12 protein-coding genes are annotated in these 13,364 nt (G+C 72.2%); 9 read left to right on the top strand and 3 right to left on the bottom strand.

Annotated elements, in window-relative coordinates; all coding sequences use genetic code 11:
• Together KME79_RS18200 and KME79_RS18195 are read left to right on the top strand one after the other, a co-directional pair.
• Positions 1-1,550, top strand: a 1,550-nt coding sequence (locus tag KME79_RS18200; RefSeq protein WP_246640014.1) for an MFS transporter, incomplete at its 5' end; no start/stop codon positions are given.
• 50 nt (positions 1,551-1,600) lie between these two features.
• Positions 1,601-2,530 (top strand): aldo/keto reductase, encoded by a 930-nt coding sequence (locus KME79_RS18195; RefSeq protein WP_219545437.1) that lies wholly within the window; start codon positions 1,601-1,603, stop codon positions 2,528-2,530.
• Positions 2,531-2,580: 50 nt separating this feature from the next.
• Here the strand turns inward: KME79_RS18195 and KME79_RS18190 are convergent, their stop codons facing one another.
• Positions 2,581-3,483, bottom strand: a complete 903-nt coding sequence (locus KME79_RS18190; protein ID WP_219545436.1) for a polyprenyl synthetase family protein — start codon at positions 3,481-3,483, stop codon at positions 2,581-2,583.
• A gap of 245 nt (positions 3,484-3,728) precedes the next feature.
• Between KME79_RS18190 and KME79_RS18185 the strand changes: the two genes are divergently transcribed.
• The 7 genes from KME79_RS18185 to KME79_RS18155 all read left to right on the top strand — a co-directional run bounded on the left by KME79_RS18185 (position 3,729) and on the right by KME79_RS18155 (position 11,303).
• Positions 3,729-5,087, top strand: coding sequence for a cytochrome P450 (locus KME79_RS18185; protein ID WP_219545435.1), 1,359 nt, complete (start codon positions 3,729-3,731; stop codon positions 5,085-5,087).
• The gene (locus KME79_RS18180) at positions 5,084-5,950 is read left to right on the top strand and encodes a terpene synthase family protein (RefSeq protein ID WP_219545434.1); all 867 of its coding nucleotides are present in this window, start codon (positions 5,084-5,086) and stop codon (positions 5,948-5,950) included. The genes KME79_RS18185 and KME79_RS18180 overlap by 4 nt, the downstream gene beginning before the upstream one ends.
• Positions 5,947-7,464 carry a prenyltransferase/squalene oxidase repeat-containing protein gene (locus KME79_RS18175; RefSeq protein ID WP_219545433.1) on the top strand — a complete coding sequence of 506 codons (1,518 nt, stop codon included), beginning with the start codon at positions 5,947-5,949 and terminating at the stop codon, positions 7,462-7,464. Before KME79_RS18180 ends, KME79_RS18175 begins: the two co-directional genes overlap by 4 nt.
• A gap of 135 nt (positions 7,465-7,599) precedes the next feature.
• On the top strand, positions 7,600-9,948 hold the full coding sequence (locus KME79_RS18170; RefSeq protein ID WP_148030607.1) for a sensor histidine kinase: 2,349 nt from the start codon (positions 7,600-7,602) through the stop codon (positions 9,946-9,948).
• On the top strand, positions 9,945-10,364 hold the full coding sequence (locus KME79_RS18165) for a roadblock/LC7 domain-containing protein (RefSeq protein WP_148030606.1): 420 nt from the start codon (positions 9,945-9,947) through the stop codon (positions 10,362-10,364). Before KME79_RS18170 ends, KME79_RS18165 begins: the two co-directional genes overlap by 4 nt.
• Positions 10,361-10,738 (top strand): DUF742 domain-containing protein, encoded by a 378-nt coding sequence (locus tag KME79_RS18160; RefSeq protein WP_148030605.1) that lies wholly within the window; start codon positions 10,361-10,363, stop codon positions 10,736-10,738. Before KME79_RS18165 ends, KME79_RS18160 begins: the two co-directional genes overlap by 4 nt.
• A complete protein-coding gene (locus tag KME79_RS18155; protein ID WP_148030604.1) occupies positions 10,719-11,303 on the top strand; it encodes a GTP-binding protein in 585 nt (194 codons plus the stop codon). The genes KME79_RS18160 and KME79_RS18155 overlap by 20 nt, the downstream gene beginning before the upstream one ends.
• A 58-nt stretch (positions 11,304-11,361) precedes the next feature.
• Here the strand turns inward: KME79_RS18155 and KME79_RS18150 are convergent, their stop codons facing one another.
• Together KME79_RS18150 and KME79_RS18145 are read right to left on the bottom strand one after the other, a co-directional pair.
• On the bottom strand, positions 11,362-12,981 hold the full coding sequence (locus KME79_RS18150) for a monocarboxylic acid transporter (protein ID WP_219545432.1): 1,620 nt from the start codon (positions 12,979-12,981) through the stop codon (positions 11,362-11,364).
• The gene (locus tag KME79_RS18145; protein ID WP_372452440.1) at positions 12,978-13,208 is read right to left on the bottom strand and encodes a DUF485 domain-containing protein; all 231 of its coding nucleotides are present in this window, start codon (positions 13,206-13,208) and stop codon (positions 12,978-12,980) included. Before KME79_RS18145 ends, KME79_RS18150 begins: the two co-directional genes overlap by 4 nt.
• Positions 13,209-13,364: the final 156 nt, after the last annotated feature.

Here is a 13,364-nt window from a genome sequence, read left to right as displayed (position 1 = left end):
TGGCCGGGCCGGAGCCGTCGACGCGGCGGCGGTGGGCCGGGCTGGCGGTGCTGTCCGCCAGCGTGCTCATCGTGGTCATGGACATGACCATCCTGAACGTCGCGCTGCCCGCCATCTCGGAGGCGCTGCTGCCCGGCTCCGCCGAGCTGCTGTGGATCGTGGACGTGTACGCGCTCGTCCTGGCCGGGCTGCTGGTGACGGCCGGGGCGCTGGGCGACCGGTGGGGACGCAAGCGGATGCTGCTGGCCGGGTTCGCGGTGTTCGGCGCGGCGTCGGCGGCGGTGCTGCTGGCCGGCGGGTCCGCCGAGCTGATCGCGGTGCGTGCGGTGCTCGGCGCGGGCGGGGCGATGATCATGCCGTCCACGCTGTCGATGATCCGCACCCTGTTCACCGATCCGCGCGAGCGGGCCACCGCGCTGGGCGTGTGGGCGGCGATGGCGGCCGTCGGCGCGGCGCTCGGGCCGATCCTGGGAGGCGCGCTGCTGGAGGTCTTCAGCTGGCAGTCGGCGTTCCTGGTGAACGTGCCGATCATGGTCGTGGCCATCGTGGCGGGGCTGTTCCTGCTGCCCGAGTCGCGCGCTCCCCGGCCGGGCGCGTGGGACGCGACGGCGACCGTGCTGTCCATCGTCGGCATGGGGTCGCTGGTGTACGGGATCAAGCGCGTGGGCGAGTACGGCCTGGGCGACCTCACCGGGACGGCCGCGGGGGCGGTGGCGGTGGTCGCCCTGGGCTGGTTCACCGTCCGGTGCCTGCGCCGGCCGGATCCGCTGCTGGAGCTGCGGCTGTTCCGCAGCCGGCCGTTCACGGCGGGCGTGGTGACGGCGCTGGCCACGTCCATCGCGATCGCGGCCACGCTGCTGCTGCTGGCGCAGTGGATGCAGCTCGTGCGCGGCTACGGCCCGCTGGAGACGGGGGCCAGGCTGCTCCCCGCGGCGGTGGCGGCCGCGGTGGCCTCGCCGCTGGCGCCCCGGCTGGCGGCGCGCGTGGGCGCCCGCGCGGTGCTGGCGGGCGGGCTGGCGGTGTCCGGGCTGGGGTTCCTGGTGCTCTTCGTCGCGCCGGCGCTCCTGGGGGACGCCTCCGGGTCCTTCGCGGCGGGAGCCGTGGCGTCCGACGGGCTCGGGTACGGGACGGTGGCGGGCGCGCTGGCCCTGATCGGGGCCGGGCAGGGATCGCTGGCCGTCGCCTCGGCGGCGATCATGTCGGGGGCGCCCGTGGCGAAGGCGGGGAGCGCCGCCGCCATCGAGGAGACCAGCTACGAGATCGGCGGCGCGCTCGGCGTGGCGATACTCGGGAGCGTGGCGGCGGCGGTCTACCGCACGGGGCTGGACTACCGGGGGCCGTCGGCGGAGGTCGCGAGCGAGTCTCTCGGGGGTGCGCTGACCGTGGCGGCCGAGCTCGGGCAGGCGGGGATGCGGCTCGCCGAGCAGGCCAGGAGCGCGTTCACCGAGGCGCTGACGCTCACCTCCGGGGCGGGCGGGGTGCTCATGCTGCTGGCCGGGCTGGGAGTGTGGCTCATGCTGCCGCGAGGCCTCGACCTGTCGCGCCACTGATGCCGCCGTGCCACGCGAGGCGTGTGGTGACCGGTGCGGATAATGGGGTGATGAGATCGATAGGCACCACAGATCTGTCCGTCCACCCCATCGCGCTCGGCACCAACGTGTTCGGCTGGACCGCCGACAAGGAGACGTCCTGGGCGGTGCTCGACGCCTACGTCAAGGCCGGCGGCAACTTCATCGACACCGCCGACAGCTACCCGTACTGGGCGACGGGCGAGTCCACCTCCGAGATGCTGATCGGCGAGTGGATGGAGCGCCGGGGCAACCGGGACCGCCTCGTGCTGGCCACCAAGGTCGGCATGCTGGAAGGGCTCAAGGGGCTGGCGCCGCGGACGATCAGGACGGCGGTGGAGGCGTCGCTGCGCCGGTTGCGCACCGACCGCATCGATCTCTACTGGGCGCACGTCGACGATCGTGACACCCCGCTCGGGGAGACGCTGGAGACGTTCGGCGAGCTGATCCACGAGGGGAAGGTCCGCCACGTCGGGGCGTCCAACTACGGGCCCGAGCGGCTGGCCGAGGCGCTGAAGGTGGCCGACGAGAACGGGCTGCCCCGGTACGTGGCGCTGCAGCAGCCGTACAACCTGGTCGAGCGCGCGTACGAGGGAGAGCTGCGCGACGTGGTGGCCAGGGAGGGGCTGTCCAGCACGCCCTACTGGGGGCTGGCCAGCGGGTTCCTGACCGGGAAGTACGCGGGCGGGGCGGCGGTCGACAGCCCGCGGGCTTCGAGGGCGGCCGTTTACCTGCGGACGGAGCACGGGCGGCGGACGCTGGAGGCGCTGGGCAAGGTGGCGGCCGAGCGCCGGGCGGAGCCCGCGACGGTGGCGCTGGCGTGGCTGGCCGCGCAGCCCACGGTGGCCGCGCCGATCACCAGCGCGCGCAGCGTGGAGCAGCTGGCGCCGCTGATGGCCGCGGCCACGCTGGAGCTGACCCCGGAGGAGCTGCGGCGCCTCGACGAGGCCTCCCGCCCCTGACCGCACGCGCCCGGCCGATGAGGTCCTGTCGAGGGCGGGGGTCGGCCGGGTCAGTGGATGCGGTCGGCGAGGGAGACGCACAGGGCGCGGAGGTCGGCGGCGCCGGGGAGGCAGTCGTCGAGGGTGGTCAGGGCTGACGACAGGTAGCGGTCCGCCAGGGTCTCGGCCTCGGCGCGGCCGCCGGCCTCCTCGACGAGGCCGGCGGCGCGCCGTACCGAGTGCTCGTCGGCGGCGCCCGCGTGGAGGAGGGCGGCGAGGTCGTGGGCGGCGGCGCCGTCGGTGGCGAGGGCCGCGAGCACCGGGTAGGTCTTCTTGCCGCGGCGCAGGTCGCTGTCGGCGGGTTTGCCGGTGACGCCGGGGTCGCCCCAGATGCCGAGGATGTCGTCCACGAGCTGGAAGGCGACGCCGAGCTCGCGGCCCATCTCCCACAGGCGCGGGGCCAGGTCCGCCCTGCCGCCCAGGATGACGCCGGTGGCCGCGGCGGCGCCGAGCAGGCCGCCGGTCTTGCCGAGGGTCATCTCGGTGTACTCGTCTGCGGTCACCGCGCCGGGGCCGCGCCACGGGCGGTCCTCGAAGGCCATGTCGGCGGTCTGGCCCTGGACCAGCTCGACGAGGGCCCGCGACAGGTAGTTCATGGCCTCGCCGGAACCGGCGAGCTGGGCGACGGCGAGCGCCAGGAGGGCGTCGCCGGCCAGCAGGGCGGGGCCGGTGCCGTACGCCTTCCACAGGGCCGGGCGGTGCCTGCGCCGCTCGTCGAGATCGATGATGTCGTCGTGCACCAGCGAGAACGCGTGCACCAGCTCGACCGCGACCGCCGCGGGCACCGCCGACTCGGCGGGCGCGCCGGCGGCTTCGGCGCAGAGCAGGGCGATGGCCGGGCGCACGCCCTTGCCGCTGTTGCCCTCGTACGGCCTGCCGTCGGCGTCGGACCAGCCGAGCGTGAACGCGGCCATCCTGGCGCTCCAGGGATGCAACGAGGACACCGCCTCACGCAGGGCGGGCTCGAAGAGACGTCGGCAACGCGCTATCGCCGCGTCGCTCCCCGGCGTGCCAGGATCCCCGAGATCCACTGGTGCTCCTCCTGCCTCGATCTTGAATGTACCGCCAAGATCATGTGATACTCCATCCTAGATTTGGCTTTTGTGGGCAAATGTCCGTCCCGGTGGGGACGGGGTGCTGTGGGCTTGGAGGCACGACTGTGGCGACCGGCGCCGCACCGACCAGAACCGTTCCCTTTCTCACCAGACTCACCAAGCACCACCGGATCCCGGTCAACGCCCTCGAAGAGGCATCGGTGCAGGCCGGAGGCGAGCTCGTCCGGCTCCACATGGGCCCGTTCCGCCCCTATCTGGTGACCCATCCCGACCACGTCCAGCACGTGCTGACCCAGAACCAGACCAACTTCGTCCGTGAGGGCATGTTCTGGGACCCGCTGGCGCCGCTGCTCGGCGAGGGCATCCTGTCGGACGGCGAGACCTGGGCGGAGAGCCGCCGGATCCTGCAGCCGCTCTTCACGGCCAGGTACGTCAACTCGCTGGCCGAGCAGATGGCTGTGATCATCAACGAGCTGATCGAGGAGACGATCGTCCCGGGGCGGCCGATGGACATCTCCCGCGGCGTCTCGGCGATCGTGCACCCGACGATCGTCCGGCTGTTCTTCGGCTCGAAGATCTCCACGGCGGACATCGCCCGGCTGGTGCCGGCCTACGACGTCGCCGTCACCGCCAAGGCCGTGCGGCTGGTGATGCCGTTCGTGCCCGACGGCATGCCGATGCCCGGCGACCGGGCGTTCCGGCGCGCGATCAAGGACATCGACGCGGTGGTGTACCCCCGCATCCGCGAGGCCAGGGCACGGGCGCGGGAGGGCCTGGACCAGGACAGCACCGACGTCGTCGCGCGCCTGGTCAGCGCCCGCGAGGACGTCCCCGGCGAGGAGGGCGACCGGCGGATCAGGGACGACCTGGTGGCCATGCACGGAGCCTCCACCGAGACCTCGGCCACGGCGCTGACCTGGGTCTGGCCGATCCTCGACGCCTACCCGGGGATCGCCGCGAAGGTGTACGAGGAGATCGACCGGGTGGTGGGCGGCGACCCGGTCAGCACCAGTCACCTGCCGCACATGCCGTACCTGAGGATGTTCGTCAACGAGCTGCTGCGGCTCTACCCGCCGGGCTGGATCCTGCCGCGCAAGGCCGTGGAGGCGGACGTGGTCGGCGGGGTCGAGGTCGAGGCCGGGTCCACCATGCTGCTCAGCCCGTACCTGACGCACCGGATGCCGGACTTCTGGGAGTCGCCGACGGTGTTCGACCCGGAGCGGTTCGCGCCGGGATGGGAGGCCGGGCGGCACCGCTACGCCTACTGGCCGTTCGGCGCGGGGCCGCACGTGTGCCTGGGGCAGCACCTGTTCCAGATGGAGGCGCCGCTGCTGATCGCCGGGATCCTGCGCAAGTACCGGCCGGTGGTGCACGTCGACCGCCCGGTGACCCCGCGGCTGGCCTCCTCGCTGCGGCCCCCGCCCGGGCTGACGATGACCCTCGTGCCGGCGGGCCGGTCATGAACGATCCCGGCGCGCTGTTCGCCACCGGGCGGACGTGCGCGCTCGCGGTGGCGGGCGGGCGCGAGCTCGAACGGCACGCGGCGCGCTACGAGGGCCTGTTCCCCCGCGAGTCCTTCGACTCCGGTCTCTTCGGCTCACTGGCGATGGCCGGCGCGTTCGGCTCGCCGTGGGCGAGCCCGGCCTCGCTGCGCGTCGTCAACCGGGCGTCGCTGCTGGTGTTCGCCGTGGACCGGCTGTTCGACGAGGAGGCGGCCGCACGGGACGACGTGGCGGCGCTGACCAGGACATGCCTGGCCGCCGCGGACGGGTTCCCGGCCGCTTCGCCCGTCGCCCGCTTCGTGGGGGACCTGCGGGCCGAGCTGGGCACCGTGGCCGCCTTCGCCGCGCTGGAGCCGGCCTGGCGCGAGCGGCTGGAGCTCATGGTCGGCGCGATGGCCCGCGAGTGGGAGTGGAGCAGGGGCGGCGGCAGGCCCTCCACCGAGGAGTACCTGTCGAACGCCGACAGCAGCGGCGCCCTGTTCATCGCGGTCTCGCACTGGATCTACACCGGCGAGGTCACGACCCCGGAGGACCTGGCGGGGCTGCGGGCGGCGGGCGAGACCGTGCAGCGCTACCTGCGGCTGCTCAACGACCTGGCCACGCACCGCAGGGAGTCGGCGTCCGGTGACGTCAACGCGCTCACCCTCGGCATGACGGCGGACGAGGTGAGCACGCGCATGGCGGAGCTGGCGCGAGAGGCCGCCGAGCTGATCGGGCCGCTGCGCGACAGCCGCCCGCGGGCCGCGGACCACCTCTGGTGGCAGATCCACTACAGCGCCGGCTTCTACGGGCTGTCCGACTTCTGGGCTTCGGGGGCGGCATGAGCACCGACATCACCCGGCGTGCCGCCGAGCTGGTCGCGGGCCTCATGGTGACGCCGTGGGGCCAGGTCTCCCCTTCGGTGTACGAGACGGGGCGGCTGGTCACGCTGGCCCCCTGGCTCGGCGGTCATGCGGAGCGGATCGCGTTCCTGCTGGCCGAGCAGGGTGCGGACGGCTCGTGGGGCCCGCCCGGCGGGTACCGGCTCGTACCGACGCTGAGCGCCACGGAGGCGCTGATGAGCGCGGCGCGCGACGGCGACCGCGAGGTGCTCCTACCGGCCGCGAAGGCGGGGCTGGAGGCGCTGCGGCGCATGCTCGCGCAGCCGCCCGAGCTGCCGGACACGCCGGCCATCGACCTGATCGTGCCGTCGCTGGTGGCGCTCATCGACGGGCACGGGTACGGCGAGCCGCTGCCGCATCCGCCCGGGATGGACGGATCCCGGCTCGAACTGGTCAAGCGCCTGCTGGAGTCCGGCGCCCAGCCGCCGCAGAAGGTGCTGCACGTGCTGGAGGCGGCGGTGCCGCAGCGCGCGGACGGCGTGCTGCCCACGTCGATCGGCACGGTCGGCGCCTCGCCGGCGGCGACGGCCGCGTGGCTGGGCGGTTCCGCGCCGGCCGACTCGTCCGACTCCGCCAGGCACCACCTGGAGGCGGTGGCCAAGCGGTTCGGCGGGCCGGTCCCGGTCGGGCTGCCGATCACCGTGTTCGAGCGCGGATGGGTGCTGAGCTGGCTGGCCAGGGCGGGCGTGCCGGTGGAGGCCCCGCCGGAGATGATCGCCGACCTGCGGGCGGCGATCGGCCCGCAGGGCACGCCGGCGGGCGCCGGCCTGCCCGCCGACGCGGACACCACCAGCGTCGCCCTCTACGCGCTGGCCCTGCTCGGCGTGCCGTCCGATCCCGAGTCGCTGCTGCTGTTCGACACGGGCACGCACTTCTGCACCTGGCAGGGCGAGGACGGCTTCTCGCCCAGCGTCAACGCCCACGTGCTGGACGCGTTCGGCCAGTACGTGCGGGCCAGGCCCGCCGCGGCCGAGCGGTACGGGCCGGTGATGGCGCGGGTGGCCGGCTGGCTGGCCGGGCTCCAGCGGCCCGACGGGAGCTGGGACGACCGGTGGCACGCATCCCCCTACTACGCGACGCTGGGCTGCGCGCTGGCGCTGGGCGAGTTCGGCGGGCCGGAGCACGCCGGCGCGGTGCTGCGGGCGCGGGAGTGGGTGCTGGCCACCCAGCGGGGCGACGGGTCGTGGGGGCGGTGGGCGGGCGTGCCGGAGGAGACCGCCTACGCCGTGCAGACCTTGCTGCTGTCAGGACCGGAGCCGGACGAGCGGTGCAAGCGGGCAGCAGGGCGTGGATACGACTATCTTCTCCAGGTGGTCGATTTACCGCATTTCACACCATTGTGGCATGACAAGGACCTTTACTCGCCGACAGCGATCGTGCGAGCCGCGGTCCTGGCGGCCTTACACGTCGCGGAGACCCGCATGCAATACGAATTTAACTCGAAAAACAGGACATAGCGTCTCATTCGCGCCGTTTTGTGTTGAGGCAGCAATAGTACATTGCTAGGGTGACCCGAGTGTCAGATTCCTGGTTTGCCCATTTCGCCGCCTTGACAAGGTATGCTTACCGCGCTTTTCCGACGGGTGGGCCCGATGCGCTTCCGTAACGCCAGCGTCCGTTCGAAGGTCACGGCGCTGATCGTGTCGCTCATCCTGCTGTGGGCGTTCGCCGCCTGGGTCACGCTGCGGGAGGGCGTCAACCTGCTCGGGGCGGCCACCGTCGACTCGCAGGTGGTCGAGCCGAGCGAACCGCTGCTCGTCGAGCTGCAGCGCGAGCGCCGCCAGACGATCGCCCGCATCGGCGCGGGGTCCAGGGGCGCCGACAAGGCGCTGCGCGACCAGCGCGCGCGCACGGACGCCGCGCGCGCCGAGTTCGCCGCCTCCATCGACAGCACCGCCGTGTCACTGGCCGCCGAGGACTCCCTGATGGAGCGCATCGCGGACGTGCGGGCCGAGCTGGCCAAGCTTGACCAGGGCAGGAAGTCGATCGACTCCGGCCGGGCCGGCGGCGCGCAGGCCGCCGCCGCCCCGTACAACAACGTGATCGACTCCCTCTACCAGATGTACGACTCGGTGGCGGCGTTCGATGACAAGGAGATCGCCAAGGACGGACGGACCCTTTCGCAGATCCACCTCTCCCGCGAGTGGCTGGCGCGCGGGGACGCGCTCATGGCGGGCGTCTTCGCCAGGGGCGGCTTCACCCCGGACGAGCACGCCGAGTTCATCACCACCGCGGGCGTCTTCCGCCACACGCTGTCCACGGCCATGTCCCAGCTCCCGGACGAGGACTGGACAGCCTTCGACCGGTGGATGAAGAGCGACCCCGCCACCCGGGTGCAGGCGATGGAGCAGCGGCTCATCCAGCACGACCCCCGCGTCGGGCCGCTGCCGGTGGACGCCGAGGAGTGGCGCAAGGCGACCGAGTCGACGCTGGCCGACATGCAGCGGGTGACGCTCGCGGCCGGTGACCGGCTGGCGGAGCGCATCGTGCCCATCGCCGTCGGCGTCGTCGTCCGGCTCCTCCTGGCCGGCGGCCTCGGCCTGGTGGCGGTCATCGCCTCGATCGTGCTGTCGATCACCACGACCAGGCAGCTGCTCGCCCAGCTCAGGAAGCTGCGCGACGCCGCGCACGAGCTGTCGGACGAGCGGCTGCCGCGCGTGGTCGAGCGCATCGGCCACGGCGAGGTGGTGGACGTCTCGAAGGAGGTGCCCGACCTCGACTTCGGCGACAACGAGATCGGCCAGGTGGGCCAGGCGTTCAACGCCGTGCAGCACACGGCGATCAGCGTCGCCGCCGAGCAGGCCGAGCTGCGCCGCAGCATCCGCGACATCCTGCTCAGCCTGGCCCGCAGGACGCAGGGCCTGGTGCACCGCCAGCTCACCGTGCTGGACGTGATGGAGCGGCGCGAGACCGACCCGGAGGAGCTTAAGGAGCTGTTCCGGCTGGACCACCTGGCCATCCGGATGCGCCGCAACGCGGAGAACCTCATCGTCCTGTCCGGCTCGTCCCCCGCCCGCACCTGGCGGCGCTCGGTGCCGATGCTGAACGTGGTGCGCGGCGCGCTGGCCGAGGTGGAGGACTACACCCGGGTGACGATCCTGCCGCTGGGCGACGTGGTGCTCGTCGGCCGCGCCGTCGGCGACGTCATCCACCTGCTCGCCGAGCTGATCGAGAACGCGGTCTCGTTCTCCCCGCCGTACACGGCGGTGCAGGTCAGCGGGCAGCTCGTGGCCAACGGGTACGTGATCGAGATCGAGGACCGGGGCCTCGGCATGAAGCCGGAGGACCTGGCCTCGGCGAACGAGCGCATCGCCGACCCGCCGGAGTTCCGGATCACGGGCACCGCACGGCTGGGCCTGTACGTGGTGAGCCAGCTGGCCAGGAGGCACGACATCCAGGTCAGGCTGAAGGCTTCCCCGTACGGGGGGACGACGGTCGTGGTGCTGCTGCCGCAGGACCTCGTCGAGGTCGACACCGACCCGCATCCGCACGAGGGCGAGGCGTCGCCGGCCCTGCCGCGCAGGGCCGTGGCGGTGGCGGAGCGCGCGCCCGCGACGCACAACGTCCGCCAGCTCAAGGTCGCCGCCGATCCGGCGCGGCCGCAGCCCCTGCCCCAGCCCGTACGCGACCAGCCTCGTCAGGCCCCGAACCAGCAGCCGGCCCCGCGCGCCGTGCCCGCGCGGACCGGCGAGTCCGAGGAGACCGTGGAGCCGAAGCAGCCCGAGTTCACCCCCGGAGGCCTGCCGCTGCGCGTGCCGCAGGCCAACCTGGCCCCCGCCCTGCGCGAGGAGGGGCCGAGCACGCTGGACGACACCGAGGAGGACGATGAGCGTTCGCCGGAGGAGATCCGGGCGATGATGGGATCCCTGCAGTCGGGCACCCGTCTCGGCCGGACCGAGGCCGCCAAGCTGATGGGCGAGCAGCCGGGAGGTGACTCATGAGCCCCGGCACCGACCTCAACTGGCTGCTCGACGACCTGGTCGGGCGGATCGGCGACGTCGAGCACGCGATCGTGCTGTCCTCCGACGGCCTGCTGATGGCCTCCTCGGCCGGGCTGGTACGCACCGACGGCGAGCACCTGTCGGCCGTGGCCTCCGGGCTGCAGAGCCTGGCCAAGGGAGTCTCCGAGCACGTGAAGGGCGGCCCCGTCAAGCAGACGGTGGTGGAGTGGAAGTCCCAGTTCCTCATCGTCACCACGGCCGGCGAGCGCGCCTGCCTGGCCGTGCTGTGCGGGCAGCAGGCCGACATCGGCCTCGTCGCCTACGAGATGGCGATGATGGTCGCCCGCGTCGGCCAGTACCTCACCTCGGGGGCGCGGGTCGAGGCCGCGCAGGTCGAGGCGGGGAGGGAACGGTGAGCGCCACCGACGGCCCCACGGACGAGCACTGGATCGACCCGGAGATCATCCGCCCGTACGTGGTGACGCGCGGCCGGACGGCCCCCACGCGGGGCAGGTTCGACCTCATCTCCATGGCGCTCGCGATCGGCCCGCCGCCCGGCCCGGACGCCGGGCTGGACCCGGAGCACCTGTCGATCCTGCGGCTCTGCCGCGAGCCCAAATCCGTGGCGGAGATCGCCGCCCATCTGAACCTGCCCGCGGGCACCATCCGCGTGCTGCTCGGCGACCTGTTCGACAGGGAGCTCGTCTCGGCCCAGGAACCGCAATCCGAGGTGGACATGCATGACGTGAAGATGTACAGGGCGGTGCTCGATGGTCTTCGATCGCTCTGAGCGGCCGCGCCTCCCGCGGGCCATCAAGATTCTCGTGGCCGGCGGCTTCGGCGCGGGCAAGACGACCATGGTGGGCGCGGTGTCCGAGACCCGGCCGCTGCGCACCGAGGAGATCCTCACCGACCGCAGCGTGGGCGTGGACGACCTGTCCAGCGTCGAGGCCAAGCGGACCACGACCGTGGCGATGGACTTCGGCCGCATCACGCTGAACGACGAGTACGTGCTCTACCTGTTCGGCACGCCCGGGCAGGAGCGGTTCTGGTTCGTCTGGGACGAACTGGCGGAGGGGGCGCTGGGCGCGGTCATCCTGGCCGACACCCGGCGGCTGGCCGACTGCTTCCCCTCGGTCGACTACTTCGAGCGGCGCGGCACGCCGTTCGTGGTCGCGGTCAACTGTTTCGAGGGGGCTCCCTCGTACGACCTGCCCGAGGTGCGGCTGGCACTGCAGCTCAACCCGTCGATCCCGATCGTGATGTGCGACGCGCGCAAGCGCGACTCCAGCCGCGAGGTGCTGATCACGCTGGTGAAGCACTCGGCGCGGCTGCGCGCGGAGCCGGTGGGCTGACCCTCGGCTGACCCCGTGCGAGCGGGCCCGGCCACCCGGCCGGGCCCGCTCGGCGGTTCTAGTGCTTGACGGCCTTCTCCGCGCCGACGCCGGTGAGGGATCGCACCTCGATCTCGGCGTACTTGGCGGCGTTGTACTCCTTGCTCATGATCGTGCCGAGGTAGCCGCACAGGAAGCCGAACGGGATCGAGACGATGCCCGGGTTGCTGAGCGGGAACCAGGCGAAGTCGGCGTCGGGGAGCAGGGCCCTCTCTCCGCCGGAGACGACCGGCGAGAAGACGACCAGCAGCAGGGCGGAGAGGAGACCGCCGTAGATGGCGCTGACCGCGCCCGCCGTGTTGAACCTCTTCCAGAACAGGCTGTAGAGGATCGCCGGCAGGTTGCCCGAGGCCGCCACCGCGAAGGCCAGGGCCACCAGGAAGGCGACGTTCTGGTTCTGCGCGAGGATGCTCAGGCCGATCGCCACGGCGCCGATGACCAGGGCGGAGATCCGCGCCACCACGACCTCCTGCCGCTCGCTGGCCTGGCCGCGCCGGAAGACGTGCGCGTACAGGTCGTGGGCGAAACTGGAGGAGGAGGCGAGCGTGAGGCCCGCCACCACCGCGAGGATCGTGGCGAAGGCGACCGCGCCGATGAAGGCCAGCAGGATCGTGCCGCCCACCGAGCCGAAGATCTCCTCGCCGATCCGCAGCGCGAGCAGCGGCGCCGCCGTGTTGCCTCCCGGATCCTGGGCGACGATCTCCTCCCGGCCGACGATGGCGGCGGCGCCGAAGCCGAGCACGAGCGTCAGCAGGTAGAAGGTGCCGATGATGCCGATGCCCCATATGACGGACTTGCGGGCGTCCTTGGCGGTCGGGACCGTGTAGAAGCGGATGAGGATGTGCGGCAGGCCGGCGGTGCCGAGCACGAGCGCGAGGCCGAGGCTGATCAGGTCGATCTTGCCGGCCAGGCCCTGCTCCTCGGTGCCGTACCTCAGGCCGGGGCTGAGGAAGCTGTCGGGGTTGGCCCCCGGGCCGCTGGTCGCGGCCGCCTGGCCGAGCAGGCCCGACAGGTTGAAGCCGAACTCGGCGAGCACCAGGATGGTCACCAGGGCGGCGCCGGTCATGAGCAGCACGGCCTTGACGATCTGGACCCAGGTGGTGCCCTTCATGCCGCCGAAGACCACGTACACGATCATCAGAGCGCCGACGGCGACGATCGTCCAGACCTTGCCCGCCTCGGAGGTTACGCCGAGCAGCAGGCCGACCAGGGCGCCGGCGCCGACCATCTGGGCCAGCAGGTAGAAGATGCTGACCACGATGGTGGACACGCCGGCGGCGGTGCGGACCGGGCGCGGGCTCATCCGGAAGGCGAGCACGTCGGCCATGGTGAACTTGCCGGAGTTCCGCATCAGCTCGGCCACCAGCAGCAGCGCCACCAGCCACGCCACCAGGAAGCCGATGGAGTACAGGAACCCGTCGTAGCCGAACAGCGCGATGATGCCCGCGATGCCCAGGAAGGAGGCCGCCGACATGTAGTCGCCGCCGATGGCCAGGCCGTTCTGCGCGCCGCTGAAGGACCGGCCGCCCGCGTAGTAGTCGGCGGCCGTCTTGGTCTGGCGGCTGGCCCAGACCGTGATGCCGAGGGTGGCCGCGACGAACGCCAGGAAGAGGATCGTGGAGAGGGTGGTCGAGCTCACTGAGTCTTCTCCTCCACCTCGTGCCGCAGCTTGTCGGCGATGGGGTCGAGCTTCTTCTCCGCATGGCGGGAGTAGGCCCAGGCGATCCAGAAGGTGGACACGAACTGGAGCAGGCCCAGGACCAGCCCGACATTGATGTCACCGAGCAACTTGATCCCCATGAAGCCGCGGGCCCAGCCCGACAGCACCACGTACAGCAGGTACCACGCCAGGAACGCCACCGTCATGGGGAACGTCCAACGCCGGAAACGCCGCTTCAGCTCTTGGAATTCAGTGCTCTCCTGCATTTGTTCATAGACGGACGCGTCATGTTCTCTGGTCGTCACGAGACCTCCATTGTGATGAGGATCACGCTCACGGTAAGAGCCCGGAGCGCCCCGCGT

It is taken from the genome of Nonomuraea harbinensis (genome assembly GCF_019396385.1).
Lineage (GTDB): Bacteria > Actinomycetota > Actinomycetes > Streptosporangiales > Streptosporangiaceae > Nonomuraea > Nonomuraea ferruginea.
This window is presented reverse-complemented; position numbering and strand designations above follow the sequence as displayed.